Origin of the sequence: Pseudomonas nitroreducens (assembly GCF_014204515.1) — a bacterium.
GTDB classification, from domain to species: Bacteria; Pseudomonadota; Gammaproteobacteria; order Pseudomonadales; family Pseudomonadaceae; genus Pseudomonas; species Pseudomonas nitritireducens_A.
This window is the reverse complement of sequence record NZ_JACHLI010000011.1, coordinates 43,261-59,080: the sequence shown is the minus strand read 5'-3', so window position 1 is coordinate 59,080 and position 15,820 is coordinate 43,261. Positions and strand designations below refer to the sequence as shown.

Here is a 15,820-nt window from a genome sequence, read left to right as displayed (position 1 = left end):
GAATCAGTCCTTGCGCGCCGGCTCTTCGACCTTCTGCGCCTGGGCGTCGATGGTGTGCGGCTGGTTCAGCGGCGGCGTCCCGGCGGCGTTGGGGGCGTTCGGGTCCTTCTTCTCGTCTTCCTCGGTGTTCATCGCCTTCTTGAAGCCCTTGATGGCTTCGCCGACGTCCGAACCGAGGTTCTTCAGGCGCTTGGTGCCGAACACCAGGACCACGACGATCAGGATGACGACCCAGTGTTTCCAGTCAAAGATGCCCATCTTGTTCTCCTAGGATTGTTCGTGTCAGGCCGACGGCTGGCGCGCAGCCTTCTCGTCGTGCCCGGAAAGGCCGAAGCGGCGATCCAGCTCGTCCAGTACCGCCTGCGGGTGCTGGCCGAGGGCGGCGAGCATCACCAGCGAGTGGAACCAGAGGTCGGCCGTTTCGTAGATCAGGTCCGTGCAGTCGCCGCTTACGGCGGCGTCCTTGGCGGCGAGAATGGTTTCCACCGATTCCTCGCCGACTTTCTCCAGAATCTTGTTCAGGCCCTTGTGGTACAGGCTGGCCACGTAGGAGCTGTCCGCCGCGGCATTCTTGCGCGCTTCGAGGACTTGCGCCAGACGGGCGAGGGTATCAGTGCTCATGGGGTTTTCCTGTACCTACGTGGGAGTAGATGGCATCGGGGTCCTTGAGCACCGGGTCGACGGTCTGCCAGGCGCCGTTCTCGAACACCCGGTAGAAGCAGCTCTCGCGGCCGGTATGGCAGGCGATGCCGCCCAGCTGCTCGACCATCAGGATCACCACGTCGGCGTCGCAGTCCAGGCGCAGTTCGTGCAGCTTCTGCACATGGCCGGAGTCCTCGCCCTTGCGCCAGAGCTTGCCGCGCGAGCGCGACCAGTAGATGGCGCGGTTCTCGGCGGCGGTGAGGGCCAGGGCCTCGCGGTTCATCCAGGCCATCATCAGCACGCGGCCGGTGCGATGGTCCTGGGCGATCGCCGGCACCAGTCCATCGGCATTCCAGTTGATTTCGTCCAGCCAGTCTTTCATCTCGGGTTCCGTACAGCGGGCACGTCGGGTGCCCGGAGCCACTGTCTACAACGGTTTAGTGTGCCAGCCGGGGCGGCGACTGGCTATCGGCGCAGAATCAGATACAGACCACCGGCCAGCATCGCCCACGCCGGCCAGGCCGCGAGGCTGTGGGTGGCGAGGCCGGTCTCGGCGGCGCCGGCGACCAGCACCGCGCCGATCAGCCGCGCCGGCCAGGCGCTGGCCATGCCGGGCTGGGCGCCGGTGAGGCGCGCTTCGGCCTGCGGCTCGCGGGACAGGCGCTCCAGGGTGTCGCGGGTCATCTGCGCCAGGTGCGGAATCTGCTCGATGTGTTGCTGAGCGTTGCGCAGCAGGGTGCCGGGGCTGACGCGCTCGCGCATCCAGCGCTCGAGGAAGGGCTGGGCGGTGGTCCACAGGTCCAGCTCCGGGTAGAGCTGGCGGCCCAGGCCTTCGATGTTCAGCAGGGTCTTCTGCAGCAGCACCAGCTGCGGCTGCACTTCCATGTTGAAGCGTCGTGCGGTCTGGAACAGGCGCAGCAGCACCTGGCCGAAGGAGATGTCCTTGAGCGGCTTCTCGAAGATCGGCTCGCAGACGGTGCGGATCGCCGCTTCGAAATCATTCACCTTGGTCTCGGCCGGCACCCAGCCCGAGTCGATGTGCAGCTGGGCGACCTTGCGGTAGTCGCGCTTGAAGAAGGCGATCAGGTTGCGCGCCAGGTAGTCCTGGTCCTCGTCGGTGAGGCTGCCGACGATGCCGCAGTCCACCGCGATGTACTGCGGGCTCCACGGCGTGCGGGTGCTGACGAAGATGTTGCCCGGGTGCATGTCGGCGTGGAAGAAGCTGTCGCGGAACACCTGGGTGAAGAAGATTTCCACGCCACGCTCGGCCAGCGCCTTGAAGTCGGTGCGCTGGTCGCGCAGGGTCTCGAGATCGGTGACCGGGATGCCGTAGATGCGCTCCATCACCAGCACCTTGGGGCGGCACCAATCCCAGTAGACCTGGGGCACGTAGAGCAGCGGCGAGCCTTCGAAGTTGCGCCGCAGCTGCGAGGAGTTGGCCGCTTCGCGTAGCAGGTCCAGCTCGTCGTAGATGGTCTTTTCGTAGTCGCTGACCACTTCCGCCGGGTGCAGGCGGCGGGCGTCGGCGGAGATGCGCTCGGCGGTGCGGGCGAGAATGTGCAGCCAGGCGATGTCGGAGCGGATCACCGGCTCCAGGTTCGGCCGGATGACCTTCACCACCACTTCTTCGCCGCTCTTGAGCTGTGCGGTGTGCACTTGCGCCACCGAGGCGGAGGCCAGCGGTTCACGCTCGAAGCGGGAGAACACCTGCTCGATCTTCGCCCCCAGCTGCTGCTCGATGAGCGCCACGGCCTGTTCCGGCGGGAAGGGCGGCACCTTGTCCTGGAGGAAGGCCAGTTCCAGGGCGATGTCGTCGGGCAGCAGGTCGCGGCGGGTGGAGAGGATCTGGCCGAACTTGATGAAGATCGGTCCGAGGTCCTCCAGCGCCAGCCGGATGCGCGCGCCACGGCTGAGCTCCAGCGGCTTGCGCGGCAGCCAGCGCCAGGGCAGCAGGCCGCCGAGCAGGCGCAGCCACCAGGGCAGGAAGGGCAGTTCGAGGACCATGTCGTCCAGGCGGTAGCGGATGGCTACGCGCTGGATGCGCAGCAGGCGGCGGAAGGCGAGCAGCTTCATGCGTCAGGCTTGATCTTCTGGGTCAGGCGGGTGATCCGCGCGTCGAGGCGGTCGAGGGACATCTTCAGCTGGTCGAGCTCGGCGAAGCGCGCTTCGGCTTCGTGCTGGCCGACCAGCGTGCGGCTTTCCTCGGCCAGATAATCGGCGAGGCTCAGGCGCAGGCTTTCCAGGCTGTCGCCGGCCCAGGCCATGCCGCCGCGCAGGCGCGCGCCGAGCAGGTGCGCGGGCACCGGGCCGAGCCAGCGGGCGACTTCGTATTCCCAGTCCAGCTCCAGGCTCTGGAGGATATCGGCCAGCTCCAGCAGCATCGCGCTGTCGCCGCCCATGGTCACTTCCGGGCTGTGCAGGACGCGGGTCTTGTCCTTGGCCAGGGCCAGTTGCAGCAGGCTGCCGGCCGGGGCTACGAGGGTGCAGTCGGCCGGCGCCTCATGGTGCGCGGCCAGGTGCAGGCCGTCGGCGTCGGGCAGGATGAACAGCCGCAGCGCAGGCGCCTGGCAGTCCACTTCCAGCACCTTGCCGGCGAGCCGGGCCAGACGCCGCAGGGCCACGCCGTCGAGCCGCAGTACGCGGTTGACGCTGGCTTCGGCGCTGGCCAGGGCGGCCTGCAGGAGCAGGCTCATCAGGGCTTGATGCCGCGGTGCAGGGCGACCACGCCGCCGGTCATGTTGTGGTAGGTGACGCGGTCGAAGCCGGCCTCCACCATCATCGACTTCAGCGTTTCCTGGTCGGGATGCATGCGGATCGATTCGGCGAGGTAGCGGTAGCTCTCGGCATCGTTGGTCACCAGCTTGCCCATCAGCGGCAGCAGGGTGAAGGAGTAGGCATCGTAGGCCTTGGACAGCAGGCTGCTGGTGGGCTTGGAGAATTCCAGCACGAGCAGGCGGCCGCCGGGCTTGAGCACCCGCAGCATGGAGCGGATGGCTTCGTCCTTGTGGGTGACGTTGCGCAGGCCGAAGGCGATGGTCACTGCGTCGAAGTAGTTGTCGGGGAACGGCAGCTTCTCGGCGTCGGCTTGGACGAAGTTGACGTTGCCGGCCACGCCGCTGTCGAGCAGCTTGTCGCGGCCGACCTTGAGCATCGAGGCGTTGATGTCGGCCAGCACCACTTCGCCGGTCGGGCCGACCAGGCGGGAGAACTGGCGGGTCAGGTCGCCGGTGCCGCCGGCGATGTCCAGCACCCGGTTGCCGGCGCGCACGCCGGACAGCTCGATGGTAAAGCGCTTCCACAGACGGTGGACGCCACCGGACATCAGGTCGTTCATCAGGTCGTACTTGGCGGCGACCGAGTGGAACACCTCGGCGACCTTTTCGGCCTTCTCGCTCTCGCGCACGGTCTTGTAGCCGAAGTGCGTGGTGGGATCGGCGCTGTCCTGGCCGGCTTGGGGCTTGCGCGGTTCGCTCATGGCGTTGGTACCCTGGAAGTCAGTGGCGGGCATTCTAACAGGATGCGCAGGAAACGCCGCCCCGCTCGCCGCCGTGTGAGGGGCCGCGGGGTGCGGCGATACGGCGCGGCGCGTATCATCGGCACAGTCAGTCACTCGCGGAGTTCCAGCATGTCCCGTATCCACGTCGAACGTTCCCACTCCCTGGGCCTCGAAGCCGCCCGCGCCAAGGCGGAAAAGCTCGCCGACAAGCTCACCCGCGAGCACGGCGTGAGCAGCGAGTGGCAGGGCGATACCCTGCTGTTCAAGCGCAGCGGCGTGGACGGTCGCATCGAAGTGGGCGCCGACAAGGTCGCGGTGGACGTGAAGCTGGGCCTGATGCTCTCGGCCATGGGCGGCCTGCTCAAGGGCGAGATCGAACGCGCGCTGGACAAGGCCCTGGCTTGAGCCAAGGCCTTGTCCAGCGCGCGAGCTTCAAGCCGCAAGCTTCAAGCTGAAAGGGGTCTTTAACTTGCAGCTTAGGGCTTGAAGCTCGCCGCTTCCGTTGTTCCTACAACGGCTGGTATGTGTTTTCTAATTTTCCCCGATACCTTGGCTCACAGTCCCGCCTTTCGCGGGCAGCTATTCGACATCATCGAATCCGAATCTGTGAGGTGCCACCATGGCCAAGGCTGTCAGCAAGAAGAAAGTCGTAGAACTCGAATCCTCCCTCTATACCGATGCCAAGCACTACGCGCGGCAGATCTGGCTCGCGGGCCTGGGCACCTACGCCAAGGTCGGCCAGGAAGGCAGCGAATACTTCAAGGAACTGGTCAAGTCCGGCGAGTCCGTGGAGAAGAAAGGCCGTGAGCTGGTGACCACCCAGATCGACGCCGCCAACGACACCGTCAAGGGCCGCCTGCACAGCGTCAAGGCCAAGCTCAACTTCGACAAGATCGAAGCGGCGTTCGACGCCCGTGTCGGCTCCGCCCTCAACCGTATCGGAATTCCCTCCAGGCGTGATGTGGAGGCGCTCTCTGCTAAGCTGGATGAGCTGAGCGCAGTGCTCGAGCGAGTCGCGAGAAACCAATAAGGAGAGCAGGATGGCTGGCAGAAAAACTACCGATAAAAAAGAGTCCGGCTGGATCGGCGAGATCGAGAAATACTCGCGGCAGATCTGGCTGGCCGGCTTGGGGGCCTACTCGAAGGTCAGCAAGGACGGCAGCAAGGTATTCGAGTCCCTCGTGAAGGATGGCGAGAAGGCGGAGAAACAGGCCAAGACCGAAGTCGAGGGTGCGGTGAAAACCTCCACCCGTTCCGCGAAGGCGCGCGTGGATGCCGTCAAAGGCGCCGCGATCGGCAAGTGGGGCGAGCTCGAAGAGGCCTTCGACAAGCGCCTGAACAGCGCGATCTCGCGCCTGGGCGTACCGAGCAGCCGTGAAGTGAAAGACCTGCACAGCAAGGTCGACAGCCTCACCAAGCAGATCGAGAAACTCACCGGCGTCAGCGTCAAGAGCGCCAAACCGGCCGCCAAGGTCGCCGCCAAGCCTGCAGCGAAAGCCGCCGCCAAACCGGCCGCGAAACCCGCTGTGAAGACCGCGGCATCCAAGGCCGCTGCGAAACCTGCAGCGAAACCGGCCGCAAAAGCCGCTGCCAAACCGGCTGCCAAGGCTGCCGCGAAACCCGCTGCCAAGCCTGCTGCGAAGCCGGCTGCCAAGGCTGCGGCCAAGCCCGCCGCGAAACCGGCCGCCAAGCCCGCTGCTGCGAAAGCCGCCGCGAAGCCTGCTGCCAAACCCGCGACAAAGCCCGCTGCAAAACCGGCCGCAAAACCGGCTGCTGCCGCCAAGCCTGCCGCTGCGAAACCTGCAGCCAAGCCGGCCGTGGCGAAGAAGCCTGCCGTGAAGAAGCCCGCCGCGCCCAAGGCCGCCGCCAAGCCGGCAGCTCCGAAGCCGGCAGCTGCTCCGGCCGCCACTGCGACACCGTCGGCTCCCGCCGCTGCTACGCCGGCCGTGACGCCGTCCGCTGCACCGACGACTACGCCGTCGTCCCAGGCCTGATCGGTCTGCTGCAACACCCACGCCCGGCCTTGTGCCGGGCGTTTTCATTTCAGCGCGGGATGAACTCGCTCGCTCAGGGCGCGAGGTAGCGCTGGGCGATGCGCTCGGCGACCCGCTGCGAGTCCGGCCGCAGGTGCGGCGCCACCAGCATCATCACCTGGAACACTACGTGGCGGACGTCGCCGGCGTGGCCGAGGATGCGCTGGTAGTCGAGGGAGAACAGCAGGGTCAGGGTGATCTGCTCCACCAATTGGCCGAGGGCCTCGGTGTCGCTGACCAGTTCGTCCTGCGCCTTGAGCTGCGCCAGCAGGGTGGCCAGGGTGCGCTTGAGCTGGTTGAGCCAGGCGCGCATGCCGCGGGCCAGCTTGGGCAGCTTGCCGGACAGGTTGGAGAGGTCCTGGAAGAGGAAGCGGTAGTGCGCCAGTCGCTCGACGATCAGGTGCAGGAACAGCCAGTAGTCCTCGGCGCCCAGTTGCACGTCTTCCGGCGGGTCGAGCAGCGGCGCCAGCTCGTCCTGGAAGCGCTCGAACAGCGCCAGCACCAGCGGCTCCTTGCCGTGGAAGTGGTAGTAGAGATTGCCCGGGCTGATGCCCAGTTCGGTGGCGATCTCCAGGGTTGAAACGTTGGGCTCGCCCTGCTCGTTGAACAGCTGCAGGGCGCATTCGAGAATCCGGTCGCGCGTTTTCATCCGTGTTCTGGTTCCAGCCGCAGTGGGGCCGACGATAGCTCTGGCGAGCGCGGGCCTGCAATTGCCCACTCGCAAACTTTCGGGGTGTTGGCCGAGTTGTAGGAGCGAGCCTGCTCGCGAACCGCCTGATGCCGGGTGATTTCGACGAGGTTCGCGAGCAAGCTCGCTCCTACGAAAAGCAGAGCAGTTGCGTAGGATGGGTGGAGCGCAGCGATACCCATGCTGTCGGCGCACCGGATCGATGGGTATCGCTGCGCTCCACGCCATCCTGCAAGAGCCCTATACGGTGCCAGCTGAGGGCGGGCAGGGAACAACCCGCAACGGGTAGCCCGCTCAGCGCACGTGCACGTAGGTCCCCGGGGCAGCCTCTTTGGGCGGGTGCTCGGCATTGCCCAGCTCGAAGCTCACCGCGCGGCGTTCGCCCGAGCGTTCCTGGATCCACTCCAGCCACAGTGGCCACCAGCTGCCTTCCTGGCGTTTGGTGTCGTAGTACCAGGCGCGCGGGTCGGAGCTGATCTTGCCGTTCTCGAAGTAGCAGGCCTTGGGATTGCCCGGTGGGTTGAGGATGCTCTGGATGTGCCCGCTGTTGGACAGCACGAAGCGGCTGTCGCCGCCCAGCAGCTGCGCGGAGCGGTACACCGCGTCCCACGGGGTGATGTGGTCGGTGATGCCGGCGACGTGGAAGTTGTCCACCGCCACCTTCTTCAGGTCGATCGGCGTGCCGTTGACTTCCATGGCGCCGGGGCGGGCCAGCGGGTTGTGCTTGAAGAAGTCGAGGAAGTCGCCGTGCAGCGCGGCCGGCAGGCGGGTGTTGTCGTTGTTCCAGTAGAGGATGTCGAAGGCCGGCGGCTGCTTGCCCAGCAGGTAGTTGTTGACCCAGTAGTTCCAGATCAGGTCGTTGGGGCGCATCCAGGCGAACACCTTGGCCATGTCGCGGCCGTCCAGCACGCCGTGCTGGTAGGAACGGCGCTTGCTTGTCTCCAGGGTCTGCTCGTCGGCGAACAGCGCGGCGGGGGTTTCCACCTGGCTGTCGAGCAGGCTCACCAGGTAGGTGGCGCTGGCGATCTTGCGCAGTTGCCGGCGCGCCTGCAGATGGCCCTGCAGCGCGGCGATAGTCAGGCCGCCGGAGCAGGCGCCCATCAGGTTGACGCTGCGGCTGCCGCTGATCGAGCGGCACACCTCGATGGCCTCGTCCAGCGCATCGGTGTAGGTCGACAGGCCCCACTCGCGATGGCGCGCGTCGGGGTTGCGCCAGCTCACCATGAAGACCTGCAGATTGTTCTTCAGGGCGTACTGGACGAAGCTCTTCTCCGCCGTCAGGTCGAAGATGTAGAACTTGTTGATCTGCGGCGGCACGATCAGCAGCGGCTTGGCATGCAGGTGCTCGCCCATCGGTTTGTACTGGATCAGCTCCAGCACCTCGTTGCGGAACACCACCGCGCCGTGGGTAGTGGCCAGGTTCTGGCCGACCTCGAAGGCACTGCGGTTGACCTGGCTGGGCATGCCGCCGTTGTGCATCAGGTCGTCGAGCAGGTGCTGCACGCCCTTGAGCACGCTCTGCCCGCCGGTGTTGAACAGCTCCTTGACCGCCAGCGGGTTGAGCAGGGTGTTCGACGGCGAAGCGGCGTCGGCGAGGATCGACAGCAGGAAGCGCGCGCGGGCGCGGTCGTCGCCGCTTAGGTCGCTCTCGTCGACCCAGGCCAGCAGCTGCTTCTGCCACGCCAGGTAAGCCTGCACGGTGCGCCGGTAGAAGGGGTTCAGGCGCCAGGAGGGGTCCTGGAAACGCGCGTCCTGCGGGTTGGGCTGCAGCGGCGAATCGCCGATCAGCACCTTGCCCATCTGCTTGCCGAAGGCGGCCAGGTGCTTCGCCGAATGGACCGGCCGGCGCACGCCCTGCAGTGCCAGCAGGCGCAGGGTGGACAGCATGTCCTTGCCGCGCAGGCCGAGCATCGCACTCTGCGCATTCATGTACTGGGTGGGGACGGGGACGCTACCAGGCTCAGCTTTCTCTCGCATGAACAGCACTCCGTAAAGGGTCCGACCTGCCAATGGCGAAGCAAGGGCTGTACCGGAGTCGCGAAGACCGCGATCCAGACGCCTGCCGCCGGTTCGAGGGGTGTGCACGGGTATCGACGCGAGAGGAAAGCTGCCCGAAAACAGGGCAGCGGATCAGCAGCCGGGTTGCCCTGCGGTCACCTTCGAGAGTGGCCGCGGGGTGGGCCCGAATCAGGCGCTACGTGTCGATACCCGTGAACACGCCTGTTTGTTGTTAGTAACTGCGTAGCGATCGGTCAAGGCAGGATGCCCACCGAGTGTGACGAAGCGGTGATGCTTCAGCCGGCTTTCGGGGCGAAAGGCCGGGGATGGATGATCGCCCGCTGCCGTTCTTCCTGGAGGAATTTCATGATGATCGGCGCCACGGTTTCCGCGCGGGTCACCAGGAACAGGTGGCCGTCGTCGATCACGTGCAGCTCGGAGTTGGGGATGCGCCAGGCCAGCATGCGCATGTTGATCAGCGGAATGATCGGGTCGTCGTCGCCGGCCAGGATCAGCGTCGGCTGGCGGATCTTGTGCAGCCAGTGGATGCTGGTCCAGCCAAGCCCGGCGAACAGCTGCCAGTAGTAGCCCATCTTGCCGGACGAACGGACCTTGCTGGCGAACGCCATGGCCAGCTTCGGGTCGCGGCGGAAGGCGCCGCCGTAGATGTCGGGGGCGATGTGCACGCCGTAGGACGGCTGGATGTAGCGCCGCGGACTGGCCATGCGCCAGAGCACCGCCGGCTTGCCCGGCACCATCACCGCACCGGCGGCGGTGGCGGCGAGGATCAGCTTCTTGCAGCGCTCGGGGTAGTCGTGGGCGAACTGCTGCGCCAGGGCGCCGCCCCAGGACACGCCAATGGCCGTCACCTGGCCGTAGTCCAGGTAGTCGAGCATCCGTGCGGCCAGCTTGGCCAGGCCGGGGAAACGGTATGGCGTGCTGGGGGTGGACGAGCCGCCGACGCCGGGGACGTCGAAGGCGATCACCTCCAGGTCCGGGTCCAGCGCGGCGACGAAGGGGAACACCAGTTCCAGGTTGGCGCCGATGCCGTTGAAGATCAGCAGCGGCGTCATGTGTTTCTTGCCCGGACGCACGGCGGTGCGGATGGTCTGCCCGTCGAGTTCGATGGTGCGGAACTCGAAGGGCTGCGCCGCCGGCGCCTTGCTCGGCAGGATCTCCTCCGCGCTGCGTTTGCTGCGCGCGCGCCGGCTCGTCGGCGCGGCGACTTCCGGTGCCGGCGACGATGGTGCTGTTTCGGCGTCGTCCACGGCGCCGGCTTGCGGGAGGAGTTCTGTTTTCATCGTTCGTGTACGTAGGTTCCGGGGGAGGCTTCGCCGGCCGGGTGGGCCTTGTTGCCCAGGGTGGTGGGGGCCTTCTTCAGCTTGCCGGCACGTTCGGCCAGCCATTGCTGCCAGTGCAGCCACCAGGAGTCGGCGTGCTTGCTGGAGTTTTCCTGCCAGGTCTTGGAGTCGACAGAAAGGTCAGGGCCGGTCATGAAACGCGCCTTGGGGTTGCCGGGCGGGTTGAGGATGCTCTGGATGTGCCCGCTGTTGGAGAGGATGAATTCACACTTGCCGCCCAGCAGACGAGCGGAGCGGTAGCAGGCTTCCCAGGGCGTGATGTGGTCGGACAGGCCGGCCACGCAGTAGAAATCGCAGGTGACCTGCTTGAGGTCGATCGGCGTGCCGGATACTTCCAGGGCACCCGCGCGGGTCAGCGGGTTGGTCTTGAACATCTCCACCAGCTCGCCGTGCAGTGCAGCGGGCAGGCGCGTGGTGTCGTTGTTCCAGAACAGGATGTCGAAGGCTGGCGGCTCGTTGCCCAGCAGGTAGTTGTTGACCCAGTAGTTCCAGATCAGGTCATTGGGGCGCATCCAGGCGAACACCTTGGCCATGTCCTTGCCTTCGAGCACACCGGACTGGTACGAGCGGCGCTTGGCGGCTTCCAGAGTCTTCTCGTCGGCGAACAGGGCGACCTGGGTGTCCAGTTCGAAGTCCAGCACGCTGACCATCTGGGTAAAGGCATGTACCTTGTTCTCGCCCAGGGCGGCGTAGTGGCCCAGCAGGGTGACGGTGGTGATGCCGCCCGAGCAGGCCCCGAGCATGTTCAGGTCCTTGCTGCCGGTGATCTTCAGCACCACGTCGATGGCTTCTTTCAGCGCCTCGATGTAGGTGGTCAGACCCCACTCGCGCTGGGCCTTGGTCGGGTTGCGCCAGCTGACGATGAAGGTCTGCACCTGGTTGCGCAGGCAGAAGCGCGCCAGGCTCTTCTCCGGCGACAGGTCGAAGACATAGAACTTGTTGATCTGCGGCGGCACTACCAGCAGCGGGCGTTCGTGCACGCTCTCGGTGATCGGCTTGTACTGGATCAGTTCCAGCACATCATTGCGGAACACCACTGCGCCTTCGGTCACGGCCAGGTTCTTGCCGACCTCGAAGGCGTCCATGTTCACCTGGCTGGGCATGCCGCCGTTGTTGACCATATCCTTGGCCAGGTGGGTGAGGCCGTCGAGCAGGCTCTTGCCGCCGGTCTCGAAGAAGCGTTTGACCGCCGCCGGGTTGGACAGCGTGTTGGTCGGCGCCATGGCCTCGGTCATCAGGTTGATGACGAACTGGCCGCGGCTGATGTCCTGGGGCGACAGGTCGCTCTCGCCCATCCAGGTGTGCAGCTCCTTGCGCCAGGCCAGGTAGGTCTGCAGGTAGCGGCGGTACAGCGGGTTCTGGCTCCAGGCCGGATCGTTGAAGCGACGATCGTCGTCGGCCGGTTTCAATTCGGATTTGCCGAGCAGCACGTTCTTCAGTTCGAGGCCGAAGTGGGTGACGTGCTTGGCGCTGTGGAAGGGCTGCTTGACTGCCTGCAGCAGCACCATCCGGGCAGAAGTCAGCAGGTCCTTGCCGCGAATCCCGATCACCGGGTTGAGGGCAAGGGTGTTTTCCGCGGCTTGCTGGGGTAGATCGCTGTTGTTCTTCTGGGTCATCGGCGACGCTCCATTCCCTGAGACATAGGGGTCCTGAGACGGATACTGGCGGGGCTCACCTGGGTGACGTAAGGCCAAGTACTTCTCGGGGTTGCGGAACGTGGAGGGTGCTCCACGCGATTCATCTACTTGGCGGCATCACTGGAAATTCAGGGAGACCACGCTTCATGCACTGAATCATCCGTGCACTGCCTTGGTTACCCGAGTTTCCTTCGCCGCGCAAGCTGGTGCAGCGTGGGCCATCGGCCAGGAGTATGTCGGGAAAAGTTAGAAAACGCGCCCTAGAGCGGGGGCATCTCGCCAATTCCCTGACAGCGGCCACGCGAGCAGCAGTCTGCCGGAGGAATGTTGCAAATGGCGTGCCCTGGGCGAATGCCCGACGAAGGTTTGAAGCGGGGAGGGGATTGCAGCGACGAGCAGGCGTGGGCAATGCCCGCGATCGTGCCGATGGCGAAAATGCCGTGTTGAGCGAGCTACGGGGCTTTACGTAGGAGCGGATTCATCCGCGATGTGGTTGGCGTGGAGCTGGACCGATCGCGGACGGAGTCCGCTCCTACGCAGTTGGGAAAGACGACGCTCTGGGGCGTTTTTCCTAAAGCATCAACCTGACCACGGACTCCGACGGATCGCGCGACTTGCCGGCCTTCTCCAGCTGCGCCAGGTAGTCGGCCCACATTTCGTCCTGGCGTTGGCACAGCTCGTAGAGGTAATCCCAGGTGAACAGCCCGCTGTCGTGGCCGTCGTCGAAGGTCAATTTGAGCGCGTACTGCCCGGCCGGCTCGATGTTGCTCAGGCCGACGTTCAGCTTGCCCACCTGCAGCACCGGATTGCCGTGGCCCTGGACTTCCGCCGACGGCGAATGCACGCGCAGGAATTCTGCGGGCAGCTCGTACGACTGCTCCCCGTAGGTCAGCGACAGCTTCTTCGAGGCCTTGTGCAGCTTGATGGCGGAGGGGATGTGCATCTGAAAGCTCCGAGCTGAAAGCCGCAAGCTGCAAGCGGTGTTTTGCTTACCGCTTGCAGCTTGTCGCTTGCTACTGCTGTTAGAGGATATAGCGCGACAGGTCTTCGTCCTGGGCCAGTTCACCCAGGTGGCCGTTGACGTAGGCCGCGTCGATCACGATGGCCTTGTCGCTGTGCTCGCTGGCCAGGTCGGCGGCGTCGAAGGACACCTCCTCCAGCAGGCGTTCGAGCAGGGTATGCAGGCGACGGGCACCGATGTTCTCGGTCTTCTCGTTGACCTGGAAGGCGATCTCCGCCAGGCGCTTGATACCGTCGGCGGCGAACTCGATGTCCAGGCCTTCGGTCTTCAGCAGCGCGGTGTACTGCTCGGTCAGCGAGGCGTGCGGCTCGCTGAGGATGCGCTCGAAGTCGCTCGGGCTCAGGGCTTTCAGCTCGACGCGGATCGGCAGGCGGCCCTGCAGTTCCGGCACCAGGTCGCTGGGCTTGGACAGGTGGAACGCGCCGGAGGCGATGAACAGGATGTGGTCGGTCTTCACCATGCCCAGCTTGGTGTTCACCGTGCAGCCTTCGATCAGCGGCAACAGGTCACGCTGCACGCCCTCGCGGGAGACGTCGGCGCCGCCGACGTTGCCGCGCTTGGCGATCTTGTCGATCTCGTCGATGAAGACGATGCCGTGCTGCTCCACCGCTTCCAGGGCGCGGGCCTTGAGGTCTTCCTCGTTGACCAGGCGCTGGGCTTCCTCGTCACGGACCATCTTCATGGCCTCGGCAACCTTCAGCTTGCGGCTCTTGCGCTTGCCCTTGCCCATGTTGGAGAACAGGTTCTGCAGCTGGTTGGTCATCTCCTCCATGCCGGGCGGGGCCATGATTTCCACGCCCGAGGGGATGTCGGCGACCTCGATGTCGATTTCCTTGTCGTCCAGCTGGCCTTCGCGCAGGCGCTTGCGGAACAGCTGGCGGGTGTTGGAATCCTCGCTACGCGGCGGCTCGTCACCGAAGCCGGTGGTGCGCGCCGGCGGCAGCAGGGCGTCGAGGATGCGCTCTTCGGCGGCGTCTTCGGCGCGGTATTTGACCTTCTGCACTTCCTGCTCGCGGAGCATCTTGATCGCGGCATCGGCGAGGTCGCGGATGATCGACTCGACGTCACGGCCGACATAGCCGACCTCGGTGAACTTGGTCGCCTCGACCTTGAGGAACGGGGCGTTGGCCAGCTTGGCCAGGCGCCGGGCGATCTCGGTCTTGCCGACGCCGGTCGGGCCGATCATCAGGATGTTCTTCGGCGTCACTTCGGCGCGCAGCTCGGCCGGCAGTTGCATGCGCCGCCAGCGGTTGCGCAGGGCGATGGCGACGGCGCGCTTGGCGTCGTCCTGGCCGATGATGTGGCGGTTGAGTTCGTGGACGATCTCGCGGGGAGTCATGGACATTGACTGGCTACTCCGGAACGACAGCGCTCAGACGGCGCTGTCGAGCTCCTCAAGGGTCAGGTTCTGGTTGGTGAACACGCAGATGGAGCCGGCGATGTTCAGTGCGGTCTCGGCGATCTCGCGGGCGCTCATCTCGTCGCTGCCTTTCTGCAGCAGGGCCAGCGCCGCGGCCTGAGCGAAGCCGCCGCCCGAACCCATGGCGATCAGGCCATGCTCGGGTTCGACCACGTCGCCGTTGCCGGTGATGATCAGCGATGCGTCCTTGTTGGCTACCGCCAGCATGGCTTCCAGGCGGCTGAGGGAACGATCGGTACGCCAGTCCTTGGCCAGCTCGACAGCGGCGCGCACCAGGTGGCCCTGGTGTTTTTCCAGCTGCTGCTCGAAGCGTTCGAAGAGGGTGAAGGCATCGGCGGTGGCGCCGGCGAAGCCGGCCAGTACTTCACCGTGGTACAGGCGACGGACTTTCTTCGCGTTGCCTTTCATCACGGTGTTGCCCAGGGAAACCTGGCCGTCGCCGCCCATGACGACTTTGCCATTGCGGCGGACAGATACGATGGTGGTCAAGGGTCTTACTCCACACTAGCGGGGCTTTGTGCCCGAATGCAGAGTCAGATGGGGACGAGGCTGGCGCGATTCAAGGGAAGAACTGCGGCGGCAGGCTTCAGGCGACAGGCTGCAGGCTAAAACGGCGGCAGGCTTCAGGCGGCAGGCTACAGGCTAAGCGGCACGGCTACAGGCTACAGGCTGCTTTGACCTGCCGCCTGGAGCCTGCCGCCTGCAGCCGCTCTATCTCGTCTGGCGCTGCTGTAACAGCAGGTTGCTGAAGCCGTTGCCGGCCAGTTGTTTCTGCGCGGCGGAAGCCTTGGTGCGGTCGCCATAGGGGCCGACCATCACCCGGTACCAGGTTTCGTCGCGCACGGTGCCGGACTCCACGCGGGCGTTCTGGCCCATCATGATGATCTGCGCACGCAGGTGGTCGGCGTCGGTCTGTTTGCGGAACGAGCCGGCCTGCAGGTAGTACTGGGTCGCAGCGACGGCTGGCGGTGGCGTCGGCTTGGCCGCTGCAGCATCACTGGCCGGCGTCTGCTTCTGCGCGCTGGCGACCTGGGTCGCGGGCGTCGTGGTGGCCGTCGCCGGCTTGACCACCGCCGGTGGCGGCGGGTTCTGCCCGCTCAGCGCAGCCAGGGCGCGCTGGGTGTCGATCTTCTCGGCTTCTTCCTTGGTCGCCACCACGGTGGGCGGCGTCTGCGGTTTCTGCGCCTGCGCCGGCGGCGGCACGGCATCCGGCGGCACCGCGACTTCCGAGCCCGGCAGCAGGGTGTAGAAGTCGTACTTGGGCTTCACCCCGGTGGGCGCGGCGGGTTGCTGCGGTTGCACGGTGCCGGAGGGCTTGTTGGAGCCGACCACGGTCTTGGCCGTCTCCGGCTTCTCGCGCTTGACGTCGTTGCGACCCGGCTCCAGCTTCATCAGGAACATGATGAAGCCGCCGATGGCCAGGCCGGCGACCAGCCAGACCCAGCCGGGGACCGATGTCTTCTTGGCCGGGGCCTGGTAGCGGCTGGCGCCGCGCTTGGGAGCGGGTTTCTTCTTCGCCATGGG

General features: G+C 65.7%; 17 protein-coding genes. 3 read left to right on the top strand and 14 right to left on the bottom strand.

Annotated features, from left to right (window positions below; genetic code table 11):
• Nucleotides 1–3 precede the first annotated feature (3 nt).
• The 6 genes from HNP46_RS15425 to ubiE all read right to left on the bottom strand — a co-directional run bounded on the left by HNP46_RS15425 (nucleotide 4) and on the right by ubiE (nucleotide 4,117).
• Nucleotides 4–258, bottom strand: a complete 255-nt coding sequence (locus HNP46_RS15425; RefSeq protein ID WP_184590391.1) for a twin-arginine translocase TatA/TatE family subunit — start codon at nucleotides 256–258, stop codon at nucleotides 4–6.
• Between the two features lie 24 nt (nucleotides 259–282).
• A complete protein-coding gene (locus HNP46_RS15420) occupies nucleotides 283–621 on the bottom strand; it encodes a phosphoribosyl-ATP diphosphatase (RefSeq protein WP_184590389.1) in 339 nt (112 codons plus the stop codon).
• Nucleotides 611–1,024: a phosphoribosyl-AMP cyclohydrolase gene (gene hisI / locus HNP46_RS15415; protein WP_184590387.1), complete on the bottom strand. Its 414-nt coding sequence runs from the start codon at nucleotides 1,022–1,024 to the stop codon at nucleotides 611–613. Before hisI ends, HNP46_RS15420 begins: the two co-directional genes overlap by 11 nt.
• Nucleotides 1,025–1,107: 83 nt before the next feature.
• Nucleotides 1,108–2,715 carry a ubiquinone biosynthesis regulatory protein kinase UbiB gene (ubiB, locus tag HNP46_RS15410; protein WP_184590385.1) on the bottom strand — a complete coding sequence of 536 codons (1,608 nt, stop codon included), beginning with the start codon at nucleotides 2,713–2,715 and terminating at the stop codon, nucleotides 1,108–1,110.
• On the bottom strand, nucleotides 2,712–3,338 hold the full coding sequence (locus HNP46_RS15405) for a ubiquinone biosynthesis accessory factor UbiJ (protein ID WP_184590642.1): 627 nt from the start codon (nucleotides 3,336–3,338) through the stop codon (nucleotides 2,712–2,714). Before HNP46_RS15405 ends, ubiB begins: the two co-directional genes overlap by 4 nt.
• Nucleotides 3,335–4,117 (bottom strand): bifunctional demethylmenaquinone methyltransferase/2-methoxy-6-polyprenyl-1,4-benzoquinol methylase UbiE, encoded by a 783-nt coding sequence (ubiE, locus tag HNP46_RS15400; protein ID WP_054907853.1) that lies wholly within the window; start codon nucleotides 4,115–4,117, stop codon nucleotides 3,335–3,337. The genes HNP46_RS15405 and ubiE overlap by 4 nt, the downstream gene beginning before the upstream one ends.
• A gap of 150 nt (nucleotides 4,118–4,267) precedes the next feature.
• Between ubiE and HNP46_RS15395 the strand changes: the two genes are divergently transcribed.
• The 3 genes from HNP46_RS15395 to HNP46_RS15385 all read left to right on the top strand — a co-directional run bounded on the left by HNP46_RS15395 (nucleotide 4,268) and on the right by HNP46_RS15385 (nucleotide 6,132).
• A complete protein-coding gene (locus HNP46_RS15395) occupies nucleotides 4,268–4,543 on the top strand; it encodes a polyhydroxyalkanoic acid system family protein (protein WP_138213081.1) in 276 nt (91 codons plus the stop codon).
• 214 nt (nucleotides 4,544–4,757) lie between these two features.
• Nucleotides 4,758–5,168, top strand: coding sequence for a phasin family protein (locus HNP46_RS15390; RefSeq protein WP_184590383.1), 411 nt, complete (start codon nucleotides 4,758–4,760; stop codon nucleotides 5,166–5,168).
• A 10-nt stretch (nucleotides 5,169–5,178) separates the two neighbouring features.
• The gene (locus HNP46_RS15385) at nucleotides 5,179–6,132 is read left to right on the top strand and encodes a phasin family protein (RefSeq protein WP_184590381.1); all 954 of its coding nucleotides are present in this window, start codon (nucleotides 5,179–5,181) and stop codon (nucleotides 6,130–6,132) included.
• 73 nt (nucleotides 6,133–6,205) lie between these two features.
• On the opposite strand, the gene HNP46_RS15380 is transcribed toward HNP46_RS15385, so the two are convergent.
• From HNP46_RS15380 to HNP46_RS15345, 8 genes are all read right to left on the bottom strand, one after another.
• Nucleotides 6,206–6,820 carry a TetR/AcrR family transcriptional regulator gene (locus HNP46_RS15380; protein WP_184590378.1) on the bottom strand — a complete coding sequence of 205 codons (615 nt, stop codon included), beginning with the start codon at nucleotides 6,818–6,820 and terminating at the stop codon, nucleotides 6,206–6,208.
• Nucleotides 6,821–7,153: 333 nt separating this feature from the next.
• A complete protein-coding gene (gene phaC, locus HNP46_RS15375; RefSeq protein ID WP_184590376.1) occupies nucleotides 7,154–8,836 on the bottom strand; it encodes a class II poly(R)-hydroxyalkanoic acid synthase in 1,683 nt (560 codons plus the stop codon).
• 317 nt (nucleotides 8,837–9,153) lie between these two features.
• On the bottom strand, nucleotides 9,154–10,158 hold the full coding sequence (phaZ, locus tag HNP46_RS15370) for a poly(3-hydroxyalkanoate) depolymerase (protein ID WP_260403183.1): 1,005 nt from the start codon (nucleotides 10,156–10,158) through the stop codon (nucleotides 9,154–9,156).
• Nucleotides 10,155–11,834: a class II poly(R)-hydroxyalkanoic acid synthase gene (gene phaC, locus HNP46_RS15365; RefSeq protein WP_184590374.1), complete on the bottom strand. Its 1,680-nt coding sequence runs from the start codon at nucleotides 11,832–11,834 to the stop codon at nucleotides 10,155–10,157. The genes phaZ and phaC (HNP46_RS15365) overlap by 4 nt, the downstream gene beginning before the upstream one ends.
• A gap of 592 nt (nucleotides 11,835–12,426) precedes the next feature.
• Nucleotides 12,427–12,798 (bottom strand): gamma-butyrobetaine hydroxylase-like domain-containing protein, encoded by a 372-nt coding sequence (locus HNP46_RS15360; RefSeq protein WP_184590372.1) that lies wholly within the window; start codon nucleotides 12,796–12,798, stop codon nucleotides 12,427–12,429.
• Nucleotides 12,799–12,877: 79 nt separating this feature from the next.
• Complete coding sequence (gene hslU / locus HNP46_RS15355) at nucleotides 12,878–14,221, bottom strand: ATP-dependent protease ATPase subunit HslU (protein WP_184590370.1); 1,344 nt, start codon at nucleotides 14,219–14,221, stop codon at nucleotides 12,878–12,880.
• A 27-nt stretch (nucleotides 14,222–14,248) separates the two neighbouring features.
• Complete coding sequence (hslV, locus tag HNP46_RS15350) at nucleotides 14,249–14,785, bottom strand: ATP-dependent protease subunit HslV (protein WP_184590368.1); 537 nt, start codon at nucleotides 14,783–14,785, stop codon at nucleotides 14,249–14,251.
• A 222-nt stretch (nucleotides 14,786–15,007) separates the two neighbouring features.
• Entirely contained in the window at nucleotides 15,008–15,817 is an 810-nt protein-coding gene (locus HNP46_RS15345) for an SPOR domain-containing protein (RefSeq protein WP_184590366.1), read from the bottom strand.
• Nucleotides 15,818–15,820 lie beyond the last annotated feature (3 nt).

Bases quoted from the DNA above. Each gene is read 5' to 3' on its own strand.
- HNP46_RS15425 (WP_184590391.1), bottom strand. From the start codon at position 258: ATGGGCATCTTTGACTGGAAACACTGGGTCGTCATCCTGATCGTCGTG.
- HNP46_RS15420 (WP_184590389.1), bottom strand. From the start codon at position 621: ATGAGCACTGATACCCTCGCCCGTCTGGCGCAAGTCCTCGAAGCGCGC.
- hisI (WP_184590387.1), bottom strand. From the start codon at position 1,024: ATGAAAGACTGGCTGGACGAAATCAACTGGAATGCCGATGGACTGGTG.
- ubiB (WP_184590385.1), bottom strand. From the start codon at position 2,715: ATGAAGCTGCTCGCCTTCCGCCGCCTGCTGCGCATCCAGCGCGTAGCC.
- ubiE (WP_054907853.1), bottom strand. From the start codon at position 4,117: ATGAGCGAACCGCGCAAGCCCCAAGCCGGCCAGGACAGCGCCGATCCC.
- HNP46_RS15395 (WP_138213081.1), top strand. From the start codon at position 4,268: ATGTCCCGTATCCACGTCGAACGTTCCCACTCCCTGGGCCTCGAAGCC.
- HNP46_RS15390 (WP_184590383.1), top strand. From the start codon at position 4,758: ATGGCCAAGGCTGTCAGCAAGAAGAAAGTCGTAGAACTCGAATCCTCC.
- HNP46_RS15385 (WP_184590381.1), top strand. From the start codon at position 5,179: ATGGCTGGCAGAAAAACTACCGATAAAAAAGAGTCCGGCTGGATCGGC.
- HNP46_RS15380 (WP_184590378.1), bottom strand. From the start codon at position 6,820: ATGAAAACGCGCGACCGGATTCTCGAATGCGCCCTGCAGCTGTTCAAC.
- phaC (WP_184590376.1), bottom strand. From the start codon at position 8,836: ATGCGAGAGAAAGCTGAGCCTGGTAGCGTCCCCGTCCCCACCCAGTAC.
- phaZ (WP_260403183.1), bottom strand. From the start codon at position 10,158: ATGAAAACAGAACTCCTCCCGCAAGCCGGCGCCGTGGACGACGCCGAA.
- phaC (WP_184590374.1), bottom strand. From the start codon at position 11,834: ATGACCCAGAAGAACAACAGCGATCTACCCCAGCAAGCCGCGGAAAAC.
- HNP46_RS15360 (WP_184590372.1), bottom strand. From the start codon at position 12,798: ATGCACATCCCCTCCGCCATCAAGCTGCACAAGGCCTCGAAGAAGCTG.
- hslU (WP_184590370.1), bottom strand. From the start codon at position 14,221: ATGTCCATGACTCCCCGCGAGATCGTCCACGAACTCAACCGCCACATC.
- HNP46_RS15345 (WP_184590366.1), bottom strand. From the start codon at position 15,817: ATGGCGAAGAAGAAACCCGCTCCCAAGCGCGGCGCCAGCCGCTACCAG.